The 17228-nt window shown below is 67.3% G+C and carries 21 protein-coding genes and 3 pseudogenes; 14 read left to right on the top strand and 10 right to left on the bottom strand.

Features of this window, described 5'->3' with window-relative positions:
• Positions 1–112: 112 nt before the first annotated feature.
• Complete coding sequence (locus IW248_RS00320; RefSeq protein WP_196925164.1) at positions 113–481, bottom strand: hypothetical protein; 369 nt, start codon at positions 479–481, stop codon at positions 113–115.
• Here IW248_RS00320 and IW248_RS00315 point away from each other — a divergent pair.
• The 3 genes from IW248_RS00315 to IW248_RS00305 are packed head-to-tail and all read left to right on the top strand — an operon-like array spanning position 462 to position 2240.
• A complete protein-coding gene (locus IW248_RS00315; protein WP_231396535.1) occupies positions 462–1112 on the top strand; it encodes a bacterial transcriptional activator domain-containing protein in 651 nt (216 codons plus the stop codon). The two genes, IW248_RS00320 and IW248_RS00315, sit on opposite strands and share 20 nt — an antisense overlap.
• 38 nt (positions 1113–1150) lie before the next feature.
• On the top strand, positions 1151–1771 hold the full coding sequence (locus IW248_RS00310; RefSeq protein ID WP_307787589.1) for a dihydrofolate reductase family protein: 621 nt from the start codon (positions 1151–1153) through the stop codon (positions 1769–1771).
• Positions 1772–1787: 16 nt separating this feature from the next.
• Positions 1788–2240, top strand: a complete 453-nt coding sequence (locus IW248_RS00305) for a hypothetical protein (protein WP_124818640.1) — start codon at positions 1788–1790, stop codon at positions 2238–2240.
• 20 nt (positions 2241–2260) lie between these two features.
• On the opposite strand, the gene IW248_RS00300 is transcribed toward IW248_RS00305, so the two are convergent.
• The 4 genes and pseudogenes from IW248_RS00300 to IW248_RS00285 form a co-directional block, all read right to left on the bottom strand.
• On the bottom strand, positions 2261–2716 hold the full coding sequence (locus tag IW248_RS00300) for a hypothetical protein (RefSeq protein WP_196925161.1): 456 nt from the start codon (positions 2714–2716) through the stop codon (positions 2261–2263).
• A gap of 549 nt (positions 2717–3265) precedes the next feature.
• Positions 3266–3478, bottom strand: a pseudogene (locus IW248_RS00295) (hypothetical protein); the annotation flags it as partial.
• Between the two features lie 92 nt (positions 3479–3570).
• On the bottom strand, positions 3571–5358 hold the full coding sequence (locus tag IW248_RS00290) for an MSCRAMM family protein (RefSeq protein WP_196925160.1): 1788 nt from the start codon (positions 5356–5358) through the stop codon (positions 3571–3573).
• A 200-nt stretch (positions 5359–5558) separates the two neighbouring features.
• A pseudogene (locus tag IW248_RS00285) lies at positions 5559–5702 on the bottom strand (helix-turn-helix domain-containing protein); the annotation flags it as partial.
• Positions 5703–5832: 130 nt separating this feature from the next.
• Between IW248_RS00285 and IW248_RS00280 the strand changes: the two are divergent.
• Together IW248_RS00280 and IW248_RS00275 are read left to right on the top strand one after the other, a co-directional pair.
• Positions 5833–6087: a type II toxin-antitoxin system Phd/YefM family antitoxin gene (locus IW248_RS00280; protein ID WP_196925158.1), complete on the top strand. Its 255-nt coding sequence runs from the start codon at positions 5833–5835 to the stop codon at positions 6085–6087.
• Positions 6084–6458, top strand: coding sequence for a type II toxin-antitoxin system VapC family toxin (locus tag IW248_RS00275; protein WP_196925157.1), 375 nt, complete (start codon positions 6084–6086; stop codon positions 6456–6458). Before IW248_RS00280 ends, IW248_RS00275 begins: the two co-directional genes overlap by 4 nt.
• A gap of 121 nt (positions 6459–6579) precedes the next feature.
• Here IW248_RS00275 and IW248_RS00270 read toward each other — a convergent pair whose 3' ends face one another.
• Positions 6580–7314 (bottom strand): cytidylate kinase family protein, encoded by a 735-nt coding sequence (locus IW248_RS00270; protein ID WP_231396120.1) that lies wholly within the window; start codon positions 7312–7314, stop codon positions 6580–6582.
• 72 nt (positions 7315–7386) lie between these two features.
• Here IW248_RS00270 and IW248_RS00265 point away from each other — a divergent pair, with 72 nt between their 5' ends.
• On the top strand, positions 7387–8028 hold the full coding sequence (locus IW248_RS00265) for a hypothetical protein (protein ID WP_196925156.1): 642 nt from the start codon (positions 7387–7389) through the stop codon (positions 8026–8028).
• A gap of 63 nt (positions 8029–8091) precedes the next feature.
• Here IW248_RS00265 and IW248_RS00260 read toward each other — a convergent pair whose 3' ends face one another.
• Positions 8092–8280, bottom strand: coding sequence for a DUF397 domain-containing protein (locus IW248_RS00260; protein WP_196925155.1), 189 nt, complete (start codon positions 8278–8280; stop codon positions 8092–8094).
• Entirely contained in the window at positions 8270–9118 is an 849-nt protein-coding gene (locus IW248_RS00255; protein ID WP_196925154.1) for a helix-turn-helix domain-containing protein, read from the bottom strand. The genes IW248_RS00260 and IW248_RS00255 overlap by 11 nt, the downstream gene beginning before the upstream one ends.
• A 344-nt stretch (positions 9119–9462) precedes the next feature.
• On the opposite strand from IW248_RS00255, the gene IW248_RS00250 reads away from it, so the two are divergent.
• From IW248_RS00250 to IW248_RS00220, 7 genes and pseudogenes are all read left to right on the top strand, one after another.
• Positions 9463–10650 carry a helix-turn-helix domain-containing protein gene (locus IW248_RS00250; RefSeq protein ID WP_196925153.1) on the top strand — a complete coding sequence of 396 codons (1188 nt, stop codon included), beginning with the start codon at positions 9463–9465 and terminating at the stop codon, positions 10648–10650.
• 478 nt (positions 10651–11128) lie between these two features.
• The gene (locus IW248_RS00245; RefSeq protein ID WP_196925152.1) at positions 11129–11467 is read left to right on the top strand and encodes a hypothetical protein; all 339 of its coding nucleotides are present in this window, start codon (positions 11129–11131) and stop codon (positions 11465–11467) included.
• On the top strand, positions 11455–11808 hold the full coding sequence (locus IW248_RS00240) for a hypothetical protein (RefSeq protein WP_196925151.1): 354 nt from the start codon (positions 11455–11457) through the stop codon (positions 11806–11808). Before IW248_RS00245 ends, IW248_RS00240 begins: the two co-directional genes overlap by 13 nt.
• A 55-nt stretch (positions 11809–11863) precedes the next feature.
• Positions 11864–11959: pseudogene (locus IW248_RS00235) on the top strand (PIN domain nuclease); the annotation flags it as partial.
• A gap of 82 nt (positions 11960–12041) precedes the next feature.
• Positions 12042–12764: a hypothetical protein gene (locus tag IW248_RS00230; protein ID WP_196925150.1), complete on the top strand. Its 723-nt coding sequence runs from the start codon at positions 12042–12044 to the stop codon at positions 12762–12764.
• A complete protein-coding gene (locus IW248_RS00225; RefSeq protein WP_196925149.1) occupies positions 12761–13123 on the top strand; it encodes a transcriptional regulator in 363 nt (120 codons plus the stop codon). Before IW248_RS00230 ends, IW248_RS00225 begins: the two co-directional genes overlap by 4 nt.
• Complete coding sequence (locus tag IW248_RS00220) at positions 13120–14298, top strand: alpha/beta hydrolase family protein (protein WP_196925148.1); 1179 nt, start codon at positions 13120–13122, stop codon at positions 14296–14298. The genes IW248_RS00225 and IW248_RS00220 overlap by 4 nt, the downstream gene beginning before the upstream one ends.
• A 241-nt stretch (positions 14299–14539) precedes the next feature.
• Here the strand turns inward: IW248_RS00220 and IW248_RS00215 are convergent, their stop codons facing one another.
• Positions 14540–15319: an SRA domain-containing endonuclease gene (locus tag IW248_RS00215; protein WP_231396119.1), complete on the bottom strand. Its 780-nt coding sequence runs from the start codon at positions 15317–15319 to the stop codon at positions 14540–14542.
• Between the two features lie 274 nt (positions 15320–15593).
• Here IW248_RS00215 and IW248_RS33825 point away from each other — a divergent pair, with 274 nt between their 5' ends.
• Positions 15594–16649 carry a beta family protein gene (locus tag IW248_RS33825; RefSeq protein WP_372431616.1) on the top strand — a complete coding sequence of 352 codons (1056 nt, stop codon included), beginning with the start codon at positions 15594–15596 and terminating at the stop codon, positions 16647–16649.
• Here the strand turns inward: IW248_RS33825 and IW248_RS33820 are convergent.
• Entirely contained in the window at positions 16615–17184 is a 570-nt protein-coding gene (locus IW248_RS33820; RefSeq protein ID WP_196925146.1) for a sce7726 family protein, read from the bottom strand. The two genes, IW248_RS33825 and IW248_RS33820, sit on opposite strands and share 35 nt — an antisense overlap.
• Positions 17185–17228 lie beyond the last annotated feature (44 nt).

Raw genomic sequence — 17228 nt, 5'->3', positions numbered from 1 at the left:
AACTAACGTCCCCAGCCCAGCAAACTCGATCTATTCGTCGCGTAATGGACACGATCCACGGGCACGCCGGGTGACGGTGGGCGTGACGCAGGGCCTACCGCCACCGACGCCGCTAGCCGGTGTACTTGCCGTTGCGGGTGTCCCCCGAGGTGCCGTCGTAGGACACCTTGCGGTAGCGGTGCACCGAGCCCTTCTTGACCGCCTGCCAGTGATCCGCCGCCACCTCGTAGTCGTGGTGCTTGTAGTAGTCACCGGCCGACTTGTAGTAGATCCGGTGCCGGGCGTACCCGCCGCAGTTGGCGAGGTAGCTGTAGGAGTACATCTTCATGCCGCCGAAGTCGGACGAGTAGTACGTCTTCGGCTGGTGCCACAACGAGCCCGGGTTCGGGTAGCCGGGCAGCTCGGCCCAGTTGTACGAGTTCCAGTACAGGTCCCAGCAGGTCATCGTCGCCGCCTTGGCCATGCCACTCGACGTCGGCACGGCGAGATCGTCGGCGACGACCACTTTCGCGGCGATGGTCCGGTTGGCCAGCTCCGGTGGGGTGGGCGTGCCGGCCGGCGGCTCCGACAGCAGCTCCCGCGGCGTGCTCGATCCGCAGCGCCGCAGCCCGACGGACCACTTCGTCATCGCCGCGCACCCGAGCCTTGCCCTCGACGTCGGTCACGTCGAACTCGACGTCGAGGAGTTCCGCACCGAATCGGCACACGGCCTCCGGTTGGCCGAGCAGGGCGAGAGCGACGACGCCCGCGCCGCGCTGCTCCTCGCCGAGCAGCGCTACCGGGGAGACTTCCTGGAGGACGAGCCGTACGACGACTGGTCCCGACCGACCCGCGAGGAGGCACGCCGGGTCTACCTGCGCGTGGTACGCAAGCTGGCCTCGCTGGCCCGCGACGCCGGCGACATCGACGAGACCATCCGGCACCTCGGCCGTGCCCTCGAACTGGAACCCCACGACGAGGGTGTGCACGGCGAGTTCATCCGGACGCTTACCGATGCGGGCCGGCACGGCGAGGCCGCACAGGCGTACCGACGCTACGGGGAGGCGATGTCCGCCATCGGCGTACCGGCTCGGGCGCGAGGCAGGCTGTGCGGCGCGCAGGGGTGGTCGTAGGCTGATCTCTCGCCCACGCGTCGTCAATGGGGAGCGCTGTGAACGCACGTATCGGCACGGTGATCGTCGACCAGACCATCTCTGTCGACGGGTACTCGGCCGGGCACAACCAGACCGAGGAACGCCCGTTCGGCGACGACGGCGGTGACGGCTGGGGCCGTGGGCTGCACGCCTGGATGTTCGACGCCGCCGACGAGAACCAGGCCGAGCTCGACCTGATCAAAAGCGCCTCGGCGGTCGTCATGGGGCGCAACATGTTCGGTCCCGTGCGTGGCCCCTGGGATCGGCAGTGGAATGGCTGGTGGGGTGAGGACCCCCCGTTCCACAAGCCGGTGTTCGTGCTCACCCATCACGCGCGCGAGCCGCAGCCGATGGAGGGCGGCACCACCTTCCACTTCGTCACCGACGGAATCGAGTCGGCGCTCGCGCAGGCTCGCACGGCGGCCGGTGGCGGCGACATCTTGATCCACGGCGGCGCGACCACCATCAACCAGTACCTCGCCGCCGGTCTGGTCGACGAGCTGCGGTTGCACATCGTGCCGATCACCCTCGGCTCCGGCGTGCGGCTGTTCGACGGCGTCCCGCCGCTGACCCTCGAACAGGTGACGTCGCGGGCGGCAAGCTCGGTCCTGCACGTCACCTACCGCGTGCTCTCCTGAACCGACGGAGGATGCGTTGTCTGCTATCGCGTCACTGACACTGGTCCCCAGGGACAGCATCACCGAACTGGCCCGCCTGGCCCGCACATCGCCGTCGTCGTTCCACACGTACCTGGCGGAACACGGGGGCAAAACGCGGCAGGAGTACGACTGGTCCGGGTACTGCATGCTCTACGTCCTGACCTATCTGGAGGAACGCGGCATCGACCTGGAGCAGCCGGAGCTCAATGCCGAGTCGGAGGCCATCAACAGCGCCTACGGCCTGACCACGCTCGTCGCTCCCGCCCGGCGGTTGGTGGATCAGCTCGATCCCAGCGCCCACCGCGAGGACGAGTTGGTCGCCCATTTCGAGGAGATGGGCGTGGCCTTCGAGGAGAGCGGCGCAGCCGGTCTGGACACGCTGCGGCTGTTGCGCGACACCATCTCCGAACTCCGCGACGACCAGATCCTGCTGATCAACATCGGCTGAGACCGACTGGGCTCATGCCATCAGTCGAGGCAGCGGACATGGACGGCGATGTGCTGTGGCTGACCACCAGTGTCGCGGTGCAGGACCTCGAGCTCGACCCGGTGTCGGTCCGTTGAAACGGGATCGTCCTTCTCGCCGGCCAGGCAGGTCGGGTACGTACCGCCGTGATGCAGTGTCCCGCCCACGTCCTGCCAGCTCTCGGCGACCACCGAGTAGAAGGTGTCGCCGTCGAGAGGGCGGCGAGCGGTCTCGTCTTCCTCGAAGGCGACCAACCTGGTCTGCTCGTTCGACCAGGTGACCACCCCGACGAGCAGTTCCGGCCGGGCGGTGTGCGGGTCGTCGGCAAGCTTGGCCGCTCCGAAGCCGCCGACCAGCCCTACGGCGACCAGCGCCAGGGAGAGTGCGATCGTCACGAGGCGACGACGTGGCGCGAGAACGCCCGTGCGTCGCAACACGTCAGCGGGTGCCAGTGGCATTCCTGCAAGGTACGCGATCGGCGCCCGCCGGGCTGACCCAGAAGATCAATGGGTTGGCAGGTCTTGGCGATGGTGTGGCAGGGTGCTCGTCATGACTCAGCCCCGAAAGGTCCATGGCGCGTAGGTCGCCGGGTGCGCTGCGCGCACCGTTGAAGTCAGCCGGGCGGAATGCGGTCAAGCTCCGCCCCATCGATGGCCTGTCGAAAGGCGCGAACGCGGCGATCATCAGGCTCGAAGGCACCCATCCGGGTTTCGTTCCAGTAGCGACCGCGCTGGACGGCTACCGTAGCGCCATTCGACGCTCGGGACGGTGGCTGGATCTAGGGGATGACTGTTCCTGTCCGGGTTGCGATGTGTTGTACCAGCGAGACGTCCTGGACGACGCGATGCGCCGACTGCCAACGGCCGCCGCCGCGAGCTGCGACGTGTCGTCGAGCCGTTGGACGAGGAGTTTCGCCGGAAGACTCTGCCTGACCCCCGAGCTGCCAAGTTGAGCGCGTGGCACGCGCAGGCGTGGTGGCGGCAACGGATAAGGGAACGGTGACGATATCAGGGCTGAAGCACACGTCGGGCGGTCTCCCAGACCGGGTGCTGGGGCTCGTCGTTGTGCACGACGATGTCGGCGTGCTGGGTCGGGCGGACCGTAGCGAAGTAGAGCTGCTGCGAGGGGATGTAACGCTCGCGCCAACGCCGTTCGACGTCGGCCCGAGTCGACACCCGGCGCTCGCGGATCACGGCACGATCCACTGTCTTCTCCGGCGCCGCAGGGGCAGTGATGGCGACAGGCGAACCACGCCGGAGCAGGCGCAAGGTCCCACCCTCCGTGGGAAGGCGGGACCCTGCGCCCGTCGTGGTCAGGCTGCAGGAACGACGATCGCGACGCCGGTCACTGCTTCGCCCGCTTTGGTACGCAGCCGGGTCGGATACTCCACGAGGTCGTCCCCGACGTTGTAGTAGAGCCTGATTTCCTGCGAGTTGAGGCCCGTCATCGTGAACGTCCCATCAGCCCGGACCCGGGGGTTGACACCGGCATAGTCACCGGTCGACGCGTCCACCGCCTGGATGGTCACGCACGTGACGCACTGGCCTGCGGGCACGGTGACCGTGCCGCTGATGGTGCCGGTGGCGACCAGGCTGACGTCGAGGGTGGTGCTCTGCCCAGCGATGACCCGGACCGGGGTGGCGGAGGCACGGTTGGGGGCATCCCCCGACCAGGTCCACGCGTGCTGGCCGCCATACGTCGGGAATGCGAGCTTCCACTCGTACGGGCCCAACATCGTGATGCTGTATCGTCCGTCGTCGTCAGTGCAGTACGAGTTCGCACTCGGGCCGTACGAGGACGGCGGCGCGGTGGCCGTCGGGCAGACACTTCGGACGCCGTTGCCGGTTGCGGCGTCCTTGATCACGCCGGTGACCGTTCCCCCCGCTTCCAGCTTGACGGTCACCTGGACCTGCTCGCCGGCTGCCGGCCGGAAGACCCGGGCCGCAGCAGGGTCACCCGTCCCGATACCGGTCGTGGACACCCACTGAGCCCCGTGCGTCCCGTCGTACGGGGCCACGAAGAGCCGGAACGCCTCTCCGGCGAAGAGAGAGTCGTACTCGACAGACGAACCGCACTGCCCGCTCTGGCCGACGTCGGCGCGGACCGGGTGGGCCAGCGTGACACAGGCGCCGTCAACGGGGTCACCGGTCACCGCGTTCACGAAATCGACGCGCAGATGCACGGACTTGACCAGCAGGACCGTGGTGCTCACCGTCTTGCCTTCGACCGCCTGGGTCGGGCCGAACAAGGCGTTGGCATAGACCTTGTTCGGGTCGTAGCCGCCGCCGCGGTAGGTACCGATCGGCAGGTCCCGCAGCCGGGCCCGACCGGTGTCATCCGTGCAGGTGGTGTGGAAGTTGAGCGGACCCTCCTGTGGGTACCAGCAGAAGTTGACGACGGGCTTGCGGGTGACCGCGTCGAGCGCCCGTACCGTCAGGTGTCCCACCGGCGGTCGGGTGAGGTTGACCTGTGTCGTCTCGGTGGCGGAAACAGTCAGCGGCGGGGCCTCGTACTCCGAGTTGGCCCCACCGTTGAACAGGACCTGACCGCTGGGGAAGGTGAACTGCACCGTGTAGGTGGAACCGGTCTCGACCTGGTCGAAGCGATACCGCCCCTTCGAGTCAGTACCTGTGTCGGCCACCCAGTTACTGCCACGCCGCAACTGAACGTTGACGTTGGCGATGGCGCCACCCGTGCTGCTGACGACCCGACCCGCGACACTGCCGTACTGAATGGGCATGAGCGGGACGCGCAAAGTGGCGGGGACCGTTATGGGGTCCGCCTCCCACTGGTTCTGGTGGCCGTTGAGCCACTGCTCGACGTAACCGTTGGCCATGACCTGCACGATGTACTGGCCGGCTGCCGTGTCCGGAAAGGCGAACCGCCCCTGCGAGTCGCTGTTGGTGAAGTTCCAGCCGGAGCCATCCTGCTGCTGGATGACGATTCCGGCGCCGGAGACTGGGGCACCCGTCACCTTGTCGACCACGACTCCGTCCAGGCCGGCAGAGCTAGCTGCGCCGGCCGGGCCGGTCAGGCCCGTGATGGCCACCATGGTGGCGACCGCTACTGCGCCGAGGATGCGCAGCGCCTTACGCGTCATATTTCCCCGTTTCTTGAGCTGGACGCGTCGAGCCAGGACACCCGGCGGCGCGTCCCCAATGGTGTGCGGGCTGAAGATATCAACGACGACCGACAGATGTAGACCGACTTTGACCGTGGACGTCGCAGCCCCGATCGCCGTGCGCCTCAGTGAGCTGAACCCGGAGACGAGTACTGCGACGTGCAACCAGGCCCGTCCGGCACCACGTCTGGCGTCGCGGTCCGTCGTCCTGCCTCGACGTTGCTGAGGTGGGCTGCCGAGTAGCAGGACCTGTCCGCGATGGAGGCGAGCGTGCCGCCCGCCTCGGTACGAGCGTGCCGCAGCTCTGCACCCAGATCATCCATCGGGGGCATGTGGTCATCTCAGGCGCCCTCTGGTTGCTGCTCTGGGCCATCCCGTGGTTGCTGGCGAACCGCTGGCGCATGGGGCCAAGCAGGGTAGACTAAGTCCCTAGCTAACCGAGGAGGTTGCGCCATGTCGGCTGAGGCCGCGCACTACAACATGCACGACGCCAAGACCCATCTGTCGCGAATCATCGAACGGGTGGAACACGGCGAGGAGATCATCATCGACCGGGCCGGCACGCCGGTGGCAAAGGTCGTGCCGTTGGTCCGGCGGGCCAACCGCACCGCGATCGGCTCCCTCGCCGGGCAACTGGACCTCTCCGGCGACTGGGACTCACCACAGACCAACGCCGAGATCGCGGCCGACTTCGGCATCGGCGCATGACCCTGCTCCTGGACACCCACGTCGCGCTCTGGGCCATCACCGGCGACGCGACACTGGGCGCCGACTTTCTCGACCGGCTACGTCATGAGCCGGACATCTTTCTCTCCCCGGTCACTCTTTGGGAGATCACTATCAAACAAAGCACGGGGAAGCTCGCCGGGCCCCCTGACCTGGCAGAGCGGGTAAGAGACATGGGCTTCCGCGAACTCCCGGTGACTCACTCCCACGCCATCGCCGCCGGCCGCCTGCCACCGCACCACCGCGATCCCTTCGATCGCATGCTGGTGGCGCAGGCGATCATCGAGAAATTGACCCTGGTCTCCCGCGACCCCTCGATAGCGCTGTACGACGTGGACGTCCTCAAGGTGTAGGGCGGGCTGGATCAACACCTGCTACCGACGTTCCCTGAAGAAAGCGTCGCCCCGGACCTTCGTCTCTTCCTCGGCCGGTTCGGGCACCGTGTGCCCGTGAGTGGGTACACCGCACCGAACATCATGGTCCTGGGATTCGACGAGTCGGTCCGCCGTCGGCCAGGGCTGCAAAGAGTGGATCTCCTCGCCGGACAGTCTCCCAGACCGGCTGCTGGGGCTCGTCGTTGTGCAGGACGATGTCGGCGTGCTGGGTCGGGCGGGCCGTGGCGAAGTAGAGCTGCTGCGAGGGGATGTATCGCTCACGCCAGCGTCGTTCGATGTCGACCTGAGTGGACACCGGACGCTTGCGGATAACGGCGCGTTCGACGGTCTTATCCAGTGCCGTCGACACGAAGATGCGCAGGTCCCACCGAGCAAGCAGTTCCGGGCGCAGGAGGAAGACGCCGTCGAAGACGAGCACAGCGCTGGCCGGCGCAGTCGTGACCGGCGGGGACAGCACAGCATCCGCGGTGTGGTCGTAGACCGCGGGCTGGAAGCGTCGATCTCCGCCCGGCCCGAGCGGATCGAGCAGAACCCGGTTCAGCGCCTCGTTGTCGTGGGTGTCGTAGTAGCAGCCTTCGGCCGAGTACTCGCCGCGCGCATAGCGCTGCGCCCGAGGAAAGAGGAAATCGTCGATCGTGGCGCGGATGACGTCACGGCCCCGTTCGCGCAGGACGACGGCCAACTCGTCGGCGAGGGTGGTCTTGCCGGAGGCGGGTGGTCCATCGATGGCAACACGCGTCGGGTGGGCCGCCATGACGGACCCGACTGCCTCAACCAGGTGCCCGATCAGCTCGTCGCGATTGCCTTGAACCATGTCCTGCCCCTCCTCACGTGGGCCGCCCGGCTAATCGAGCAGCACAGCAACTCCATCACGTAGGGTCTGTCGATGGCCGTACGGATGCTGGTGCACCTCCGCCCGGCGCTTGTCGTCTGGGGGCACCTGGTTGCCCTGGTGTTGCTCGTCCTGGACGCGCGCCGTGAATGGAGTGCGTACGGGCTTGTCATGCTTGTTCTGTTGCTTGGTGCGCTTGCGGTAATACCGGCGGCGTTGGTCGACTCGCCAGGCTTCCGGCTGATCAGCCTGGTCGCACAGACCGTCGGAGCCGGCGTCGTCGCGTTGGCCCTCCATGACTCGGCCGACAAGCGGGCCCTCTGGGTGTACGCGCTGTCCGCCCTGGTGGCGGTGATCTCGCCGATCAGCCGGCCAGGGCTTGGCCGGACGACAGTGATCGGCGTGGGGACGGCAGTGGTGCTCACCATCGGTGTGTCGGCTCCGGCACTGGCCTGGGGTGGTAGTCAACCCGAGGCGATGGTTTGTGTGCGGCAGGGGCAGTCCGCTGAGGAGCTGGTGCTGGAGAACCACCGCTTCGACCCGAATCGCGTGGTTGCGGGCTTCGGGTCAGAAGGGCCGCAAGCGCCCTGCCTGGAGGTGCTGTTCGATCCCGGTGCCACCGCTGGCGACGCCGACGACGTCGTCCGCCGCTACTCCGTAGACCCGAGGGTCTCGTCCGTCAGCCGGACACGCTGACACTCAGCGCACAGGTGCGCCGGTTCGCGGGTGCCATGAACCACTTCACCGGTCCCGCCCGGGTCAGGGGCGGCCGGCGTTCGTCTTGATCGTGTCGACGAACGCGTCCCAGGCGGCGGGCGCGAAGCTCAGCATCCCGGCATCGGGCGCCTTGGAGTCGCGAACGTCGACCTGGACGCGTCGGTCGCGCACCTCCACGCACTGGCCATTGCTGCCGGAACGGCTCGACGTGCGCCAGGCGTTACGTTCCATGCTTGCTCAGCTCCTTGATGAACCTGATCGACTCGGCGGGTGACATCGCCAGCGTCTTCAAATTGTCGTACGCCGCCGCCAGCCGCGCCAGGTCGCGGCTCGACTCAAGGAACAGCTCGCCGGCCAGGGTCTCGATGTAGCCCAGTGGCGGCTCGTCGCGCTCGAAGCTGAGCAGGGCGAAGCCGCTGCTGTCCGCCAAGTGGGAACCGGCCTCGAAGCGCAGCACCTGGATCGTTACATTCGGCAGCCGACTCAGCGTGACCAGGTGATCGAGTTGCTCACGCAGCACGTCCGCGCCGCCCACCTCGGTACGTACCGACGCCTCGGACAAGATGGCGTGCATTCGCAGCGGCGTCGGCTTGCGACGCAACACCTCCTGTCGGGTCATCCGGGCGGAAACCCGCTGCTCGATGGTCTCCTGGTCGGTCTCGCGGCCGATGACGTTGACTTCGCGGGCATAGCTCTCGGTCTGCAGTAGACCGGGCACGAGCATCGGCTCGAAGTTCTTCAGCTCCACGGCCTCGATCTCGTACGCGATGTAGGTGGCGTACTTGCCGCCGAGGCGCTGCCACCAGCCGTCCTCACGCAGGCCGCGCGCCTGATCGAGCAGCGAGGTCCCCGGTTCCTCGTCAATCTTGACGCCGTACGCGACCAGCAGCTCCATCACGTCGCCGACGCGAGGTCTGATCTCTCCCGACTCGATCCGGCTGATTCGAGACGGTGAGCAGGTGACGGTGTCCGCCACTCCCTCACCGGTCAGGCCCTTCGCTTCGCGGAGCTTGCGTAGCTCCCGGCCCAGTCGCCGGGAGCGCGGTGTCGCGGGCGTAAATCGAGGCATGTCGTGATTCTGCACCGCGCCGCGCTCTTCGGCCCGCCCTGACTCACGTGCCCGGCGTGTCGATCATGTACATCTTCTTGCTTTGCATCACATGATGCGCAAGTCTGATGACTGTCAGCAATGAAGCATCGTCACAGCGTGAGTCACCGGCGCGCGGCAAACTCCCGGTCCCGGCGTCGCCAGAAAGCGAGCGTGCGAATGGTTTCCGAAGTCGTATCGATCGTGTTCGGCGGCCTGGTGCCCGGGTTCCTGTGCGGGCTCCTCGCCTTCCGGGTCAAGTCGCGATGGTGCCCGCGCTGCGGGGAGTCCACCGATGCCATCCAGCCATCGCCGGAGCGGGAGCAATGAACCAGCCCGGCCGCCGCAACGGCAACGAACCGCCAATCGGGCGGCGGATGGCAGAGCTACGCGCACGTCGGGGCATGAGCCAGCAGGTCTTCGCCGACCGGATCCGCAAGTCGAAGAGCTGGGTGGACAAGGTCGAGCGAGGAGTGCGTACCCTCGATCGGCTCTCGGTGATCGAGACGGTCGCCGCGGCCCTCGGCGTCGCCCCAGACGTCCTACTCGCGGGCAAGGCCCCACGCCAGCAACTCCCCGACACCGGCGGCGACGTGGAACGACTCCGCGCTGCGCTGGCCCGCTACGACCTCCCCGCCGGCGGCAAGCCAGCGCCGTCGTTGGCTCAGCTCGATGCCCAGGCGGGGTACGCGTGGAGCGCGTACCGCAACGGCCACCACCCCCAGGTGCTGCGTCTACTGCCCGACCTGCTCTGCGATAGCCGCACGCGGGCGGGAGACACCGCGGATTTGCTGGTACGGGTGTACCGGCTCGCCGCCCAGGTGCTGGTCAAACTCGGCGAGGCGGATCTCGCCTGGCTGGCCGCCGATCGGGCGATGAGCGCCGCCTCCGGTGACCCCTGTCGTGCCGGCCTCGCGGCGATCTCCCTCGCGCAGGCGCTGCGAGCCCTGGGGCGAGGCCGGTTGGCGATGACGGCCGCCGTCGACGCCGTAGGCCAGTTGGATTTGGCACCGTCCCACGTCCGCCGGCTCGGCGTGATGGGGACCCTCCTGATTGAAGCGGCGCTCGGTGCCGCCGTCAGCGGGGACGCCAACGCGGCAGGCGAACTCACCGAGCGCGCGGCTCGCCTCGCCGACGGCCAGCGTCAGCACGACTGCGACGGCATCGGATTCGGTCCGACACCTGTCGACCTCGCCCACGCCCTGATCGCGATGTGGTTTGGTGACCACCAATCCGCCGTGGCCACTCACCAACACGCCACCAGCGGTAACGCCTGGCATCTGCTCCCCGCCGAACACCGGGCCGCCCACCTGATCGACATCACTCACGCCTATCTGGACCTCGGCGACGTGCGCTCCGCCGGCCGGGCGCTGGTCGCCGCCGACCGGATCGCCACCTGGGAGACACGAATCCGCCCTGTGGCCCGGGCAGCGCTGACCGCCGTGTTCCGGGCCGGACCGACGGCGGCCGACGTGACTCGGCTAGCCGCCACGATGCGACTGACCCCGCAGTGAGCTTTACGCGACTGGCAGGCGGTAGCGAATCGCGCTCAGTCGGCCCGGACCGCAGGGTCTGGCCCTGCCTCATCCTGAGTCGCGCGCTGCCGTCGCCGCAGCAACATGGCTGACACCAGGTAGCCCACACCGACGACCGCCCACAGTGCGGCAAATGCCCAACGCCACGACGTGGGGTTTCCGAGGGCCACGAACACCCACCCGACGGCCAGGAGAAGCCAGACGCCTCCCCTGATGAGACCCTGCTTGGGCGTCTCTGCTGTCTGCCACCACGGGTTCTTGGCTGGCTTCATATAGGAGATCTTCGCATTCATCACGGGACCACGCCGCCCTGACCAGCCCCGGGATCGAAGCTCGGGGATGACTGGTCGGGTAGCTGTTCCCTGGTCAGCATGTCTGCCATTGTCGGGTGACGTCGGCGTCAGCGGGTGGTCCTGGCTGTGGGTCCACGGCGAGGCCGACGAATATCGTTCCGGCTATGAACGAGCCGACGGAGGTGAGGATGCCCGTGCGCGTCCGCTCGTGGCTCGGGGTCGCGGCGGCCACCGTCATAGCGGCGGCTGCCGCGGCGGGCTTCTGGTGGTTGGCCGTGCCGCGCTTTGACGTCTGCGCGGTTGTCCTGCCCGCGCGTGCCGGCTGCCGGAGCGCCGATCGGGTGTCCGCCGCGACACTCGGGACGGCTGTCGTCGCGGTGTTGTATGTGGCAACCGTCGTCGTCGCCCTCGCCCGCCCGCACCGCCGACAGGTGCTGAACAACGACCGCATGGTCAGCAGGAAGGAGACCCGTTCTGTAGCGTTCTGCCAGTGGGACGGGTAGTGGACCGGCACCGTGATCTCGCCGGGTGGTTGGTGACGCCGCTGTTCACCCTGGTGGCGGCACCGGTGTTGGCCTGCTCCGTCGGGGTGTTGGGAAGCCTCGTGGACCACAACGGCCCGCCGCCGCTCTGCGAGGAGGCCGTGGCTGCAAATATGTGCGAGGAGACCAGCCTCCGGGTGGTCGGCGTACATGTGGTCATCTCAGGCGCCATGTGGTTGCTGCTCTGGGCTATCCCGTGGTGGCGAGGTCTTCGCACGGTGCGCGTTCTGCTGGCCGTCGCCGCGACCGTCGTTCTCGTACTCCTGCCAGTGCGGATGTTCGACTGGTTCTCGCACAGCTGACAATCGCGCGTCGCCGCGCGGGCGGATCACCCGCGTGCTCGCGAACCGCTGGCGCATGACCCTGCTGCTGGACACCCACGTCGCGCTCTGGGCCATCACCGGCGATGCGACAGTCGGCACCGAGTTCCTCGACCGGCTGCGCCACGAGCCGGGAGGACTGAGTCAGGCCACGCGTACGACCATCGCTGAGGTTGGTACTAGCGCCAATAGGTTTGGGATGGAAACCTATTGGCATGACCACTGATGCGGTACCGCCCGCCGGCGATCCCCGCCGGCTGTTGTCGGACGTGCGCACCCTCGCCCACCGGGTGCGTCTTGACCAGCGGGTGACCTGGGTCGCGCTGCTGGTGCTGGCCGCGGTGACGTTCGCGGCGATCCCGATCGACTGGTACTCCCTCTACGCCGACTGCGGGTCCGCGAGTGCGTGGATCAACGACGTGGACGGCAGCTCCATGTGCCACATCCGGCGGGAGGGCGCGATGTTCTACTGGCCGCTGGCGCTGCTGCTGGCGTACACGGCGATCGCCGTGTACGCGGTGCGGGTCACCCGCGCGCGGGGGCTGGGCGCCCGGGTGCTGCCGTACGCGCTCACCGGCGTCGCCCTGACCGTCCTGTTCACCGCCGCGTGGCTGCTGGCGCGCCTGTACCTGGCCAACCACCCGGTTCCGACCGACCCGCTTCCGGGCTGGGCGCTCCTGCTGGACCGTCTGATCGCACCGGCCGGCACGATCGGGGTGGCGCTGCTGGTGCTGGCCCGGCTGGAGCGCAACGTCGCGCTGTTGGCGTTCGCCCTCGGATACCTGGCGGTGGTGCTGGTGCCGATCAACGAGATCTGGCACCCCGACTGGGGATACCGGGGAATTCTGGGAGAGTTCCTGCCGCACCAGATCATCAACGGCGTCGTGCTGCTGCTGGGCGCGGTCGGCTTCGCGGTAGCCCGCCTGAGGCACCGGTGAACGACGACGCCGGGAGCCCGGACCCGCACGCGCCGTCCGCCCACCCGGTCACCGGCCTGGACGACGTGGTGCACCAGCGGGTCCGCCTGGGGATCCTCACCATCGCGCACGAGGCCCGCCGGGTCGAGTTCGGCTACCTGCGCACCCAACTGGAACTGACCGCCGGCAACCTCTCACAGCACCTCGGCGTACTGGAGACGGCCGGCCTGGTCCAGATCGAGAAGGGCTACGCCGGCCGGCGCGCCCGTACCTGGATCACGCTCACCGCCGCCGGCGATACCGCCCTCGCCGAAGAGATCCGGCGACTGAAGCTGCTCATCGCCAGAGTCGAGACCACCGACACCCCGGAGGACCGATGACCACCGCACTGACCCGCCGACACCTGCTCGCAGCCGCGCTCGCGACCGGGGTCGCCGTGCCGCTCGGCGGCGCCGGCCACGGGTGGGCGGCGCCGGCCCCGCACGGCCCCGCACGGATCACGCTGCCCCCACCCACCGGGCCGCACCGTGTCGGCACCGTGTCGCTGCACCTCGTCGACGGATCCCGCCCGGATCCGGTCGCCGGCCCCGGGCGCCATCGCGAACTGATGGCCAGCGTCTGGTACCCCGCCGTCCGGGACGCCCGGCGTCATCCGGTGGTGCCATGGATGCCCGCCGCGCCGCTGCGCGCGCTGCTCGTGTCCGCCGGGTTCGACGCCGGTGCCGCGATGGCGCCCCTCACAGCCGGCTACGAGGGCGCTCCGGCACTCCGGGCGCCCCACCGGCTGCCCGTGATCGTGTTCTCCCACGGCAACGATGGTCACCGTGCCGAGGCCACCATCGTGGTCCAGGAACTCGCCAGCCACGGCTACGTCGTGGTCACTGTGGATCACACGTACGACGGGTTCAGCGAGTTCCCCGACGGCCGTCTCACCGTCCCCGAGGATCTGTCGTTCACGCCATGGGACCACGCCGACGACATCCGGTTCGTCCTCGACCGCATCGAGGACCTGGCCGCCGGCCGCAACCCCGACGCCGAGCGGCGTCCGCTGCCGGCCGGTCTGGGCGCCGCGCTCGACGTGCGTCGCATCGGCATGTTCGGCTGGTCGAAGGGCGCGACCGCTACCGCCCTCGTCATGAACCAGGACCGGCGCGTGCGGGCCGGGCTCGGCTTCGACGGCCCGATGCAGTCGGTGCCACCGGTCGCCGAGATCGACCGGCCGTTCATGCTGATGACCGCGGAGTTCACCCGGGCCGCCGAGCCGAGCGTCGAGCAGTTCTGGTCGTACCTGCACGGATGGCGGCTCAACGTGCACGCCGACGGGGCGACGCACTCGTCGTACTGCGACAACCAGTGGCTGATCCCGCAACTGGCGACGATCATCGGGATGAGCGACGAGGACCTCGCCGGCTGGATCGGGACCCTCGACCCGGCCCGGGCGGTGCGGATCCAGCAGGCGTACCCGCTCGCGTTCTTCGACCTGCACCTACGCCACCGAGGACACCTGCTCAACGGCCCGAACCGGGCCTTCCCAGAGGTGCGGTTCATCCCCTGACACCGAGAGCGTTGGTCCGAACCTCGATGCGGTTCGCCTGGGCCGCCGGCAGCATGGCTGACAAGGGGGATTGCATGGTGGGGCGGGCGGGACCCGAACCCGCGACCGAGGGATTACGAGTGGCTTTCAACCCCATGACCGCTGCCTCAGAAGGTCACTGGCTGTCAGCTTGGTCCGCTACAGGTCACCCCAGTCACTCGGTGATGCACGGCTTCGCACCACAACCCGCACCATGGGTGGCCTACGGATCCAGGCGCACGAAGCCGCCACCCTCCTGTTCGTAGATACAGGCGACATTGACGCTGTGTAGCAGATCGACGAGACCCGAGCCCGGGTAGGACGGGAGCAGGACAGCCCTCGACTTGTGCTCGCCGTAACGCGCGTAGTCCAGCAACTGGCCGAGCGCCAGGCGCACATGGTGGCGAGCCGCGGAGCTCTTCGCCTCGACCAACTCAGCTCGGCCTCCATCGAAGAGATCGGTGTAGAGAGCCCCGCCGAGATCGGGGAGCTTGGTCTCCTTGCGCGTCGTGGTGCCTCCTTCCCCTGTCACGGCACCTACGTATCGGTCCACGAGGTCAGCCTCACGCCGCTCAGCGATTGTCGGATCACGCTTGGGCTCTACCTGGAAGGTCTCGGCACGGTGGGCCTCCATCGGGACATCCCGCACTGTCGGCTTGCCCGCGCCCGCCTTATCGACTTTGGGCGCCTCGGCATCGATGGGCAGGAGCCGGAACACGATGACCTTCCGCAGGTCCCCCAGCCGGTCCCTTGCCTCTTCCGCGTACCAGGGGTGCTCAGGGTCAGCCCGGAACTCGCCGAGAGAGCGCACGACTGAGCGCTTGACCTGGTCGAAGAATCGGAGCTGTAGACCGCGGTCAAGATGGTCCCTCACTGCTGCGTTGCCACGCACGAAAATCTGGTCGCTGACCTGCCCCTCGCCCGTGTAGTGGAATGCCCCGTCAGGCTTCCAGCCATCAAAGTCGTAATCGTGGCGAGCACCAGCCGGGGACGAGAAGAGCAAAACGTCCGCGCTCTTGGCAGGCCGCGTTATGCATCCCTGCCAGGAGCGCCCATCCGCTGGTGAAGCTGTCGCCGAATGAGCACGTCGTCTATCGGAATGTCCCACGCCACGCTGGAAACGATAGAACAAGCCAGCAAGGGGCAAAAGACACGAATATTAGCGATACTTCTTTATTGGTCATTCCACCCAAATTTTCGAAGCAGCCTTGTCGGTCAATGTCAACTCGTTACAACTCGAATGCTCTCAGATACATTGAGTAGTCGAAGGCGCAACCATGCGAGACGTACAGGGGGCGGCTATGGCTCGATACTGGCCCGTGCTCAAGGCGCGCGAAGGCGAATTCAAAGCGCTAGGGCGACTTCAAGATCGCGATGTCAGCCGCATACATCCCCTGTTTGAGGTCAATCCCTCGAATGACGGTCCAACTAAAGCCGGCCTCAACTTCGTACGCAAGGTCCGCGAGGCGGCGCCAGCTGGCCTGACCTTCGGAGTGGATACCACGTACGCCAGGGTCAACGACAACGGTGAACCACTGATCAAGGAGATCGCCAACGACCTGGCACAGTGGGGAGTCCCCATCGCGCCGGTGATCCACCTGCATGACCCGGACGAGCAGTTGTCCGCATGTGGCGAGGCTGCTCGCCTCCACAACGAAACAGCTATCGTCCGTCTCGGCAGCCTTACCACAGATCCCGACCCCGTCGCCGACGCACCTCGGATAGCCAGAGCTCTGTCAATCGCCAAAATCAGTGTCGGCCGATGTCACTTGGTTGTGGACATGGGCGAGGTCGCGTCCGACAGGGACGTCAGCCGAACGGAGCTGGTCGTTAGGAACGTGCTGGACTCGCTGGGCGACCAAGGATGGGCATCCATCGTGGTTGCATCAGGCGCCATGCCGTCCGCCATCTCAACCCTCCCCCGGAACGAAGCGACTCCCCTGCCTAGATGGGATTGGAAGCTCTGGAAACGGCTAGCCGACCTCAGCCCAGATTTTGGCGACTACGCCATTGCACATCCGGCGATGCCGGGAGCTGGCGCCCGCGGCCCCTTGCCCAGCCTTAGGTATACCGCGAGTGACAACTGGTGGATCTACCGTTGGGCTCGTAACCAGACCGGCGGTAACGACAGCTTTTACGATCTGTGTCAAGCCTTAGTCTCATCGGACCATTGGCCGACCGAGAGCTCAGAATTTTCCTGGGGCGACAGCGAGCTTGCGCGGTGCGCCAGACGGCAGCCCGGACCAGGGGGTGCCACACAGTGGCGAGCCTGGGGAACCTCACATCACCTGGCACATGTCATGGGCGAGTTGGCCAATCCACACGCGTCCTAAGCACGCGCCGCACCTCTGCCTGCAACTCCCCCAACTCAAGAGTCTCGGCGAGGCGTTCCCAGACGAACCACCTGGGCGCCTTGGACAGACCACGGTGGCTGCCGCGCTCGCGCAGCAGAGCCATCGCTTCATCCCGCCAGAGCAGTTGGGCAATTGAAAAGGGATTAGGACTCGGATTACGGCTGCCGCGGCGCACATTCCGAAGCCGGACCGCACGCTCACCAGGAAGGGCGAGCCAAACCCCCCACCAAGACGGGATCATTTCGGCAGCCTGGTCCAAGTACCGGCCCGTCGTCACTAACGAGGCTCGATCCAGCACCCGGCTATATAATTCGGCCTGGAGCTCCAACCGGGTTAACTTATCCTGGTCGCTCTTAATCTCGAAACCCGAGATGTGACCGTTAATGACAGCCACATCCACTCTGGTCCGACCGGCGCAGAGACCCAGCTCGTGCCGGATCTGAGTATCGGGCTGCGAGTCGTACTTTGTGGCGAGACGAGCCGTTAGCGCCTGACGAATATCGCTATCGCGCATCGCACCCCCACTCGGCTCACGCACTGCCCCCAACGGCCCGCCAA

The sequence above is a fragment of the Micromonospora ureilytica genome, assembly GCF_015751765.1.
GTDB classification, from domain to species: Bacteria; Actinomycetota; Actinomycetes; order Mycobacteriales; family Micromonosporaceae; genus Micromonospora; species Micromonospora ureilytica.
The sequence above is the reverse complement of the archived record's forward strand: the minus strand, read 5'-3'. Positions and strand labels throughout refer to the sequence as shown.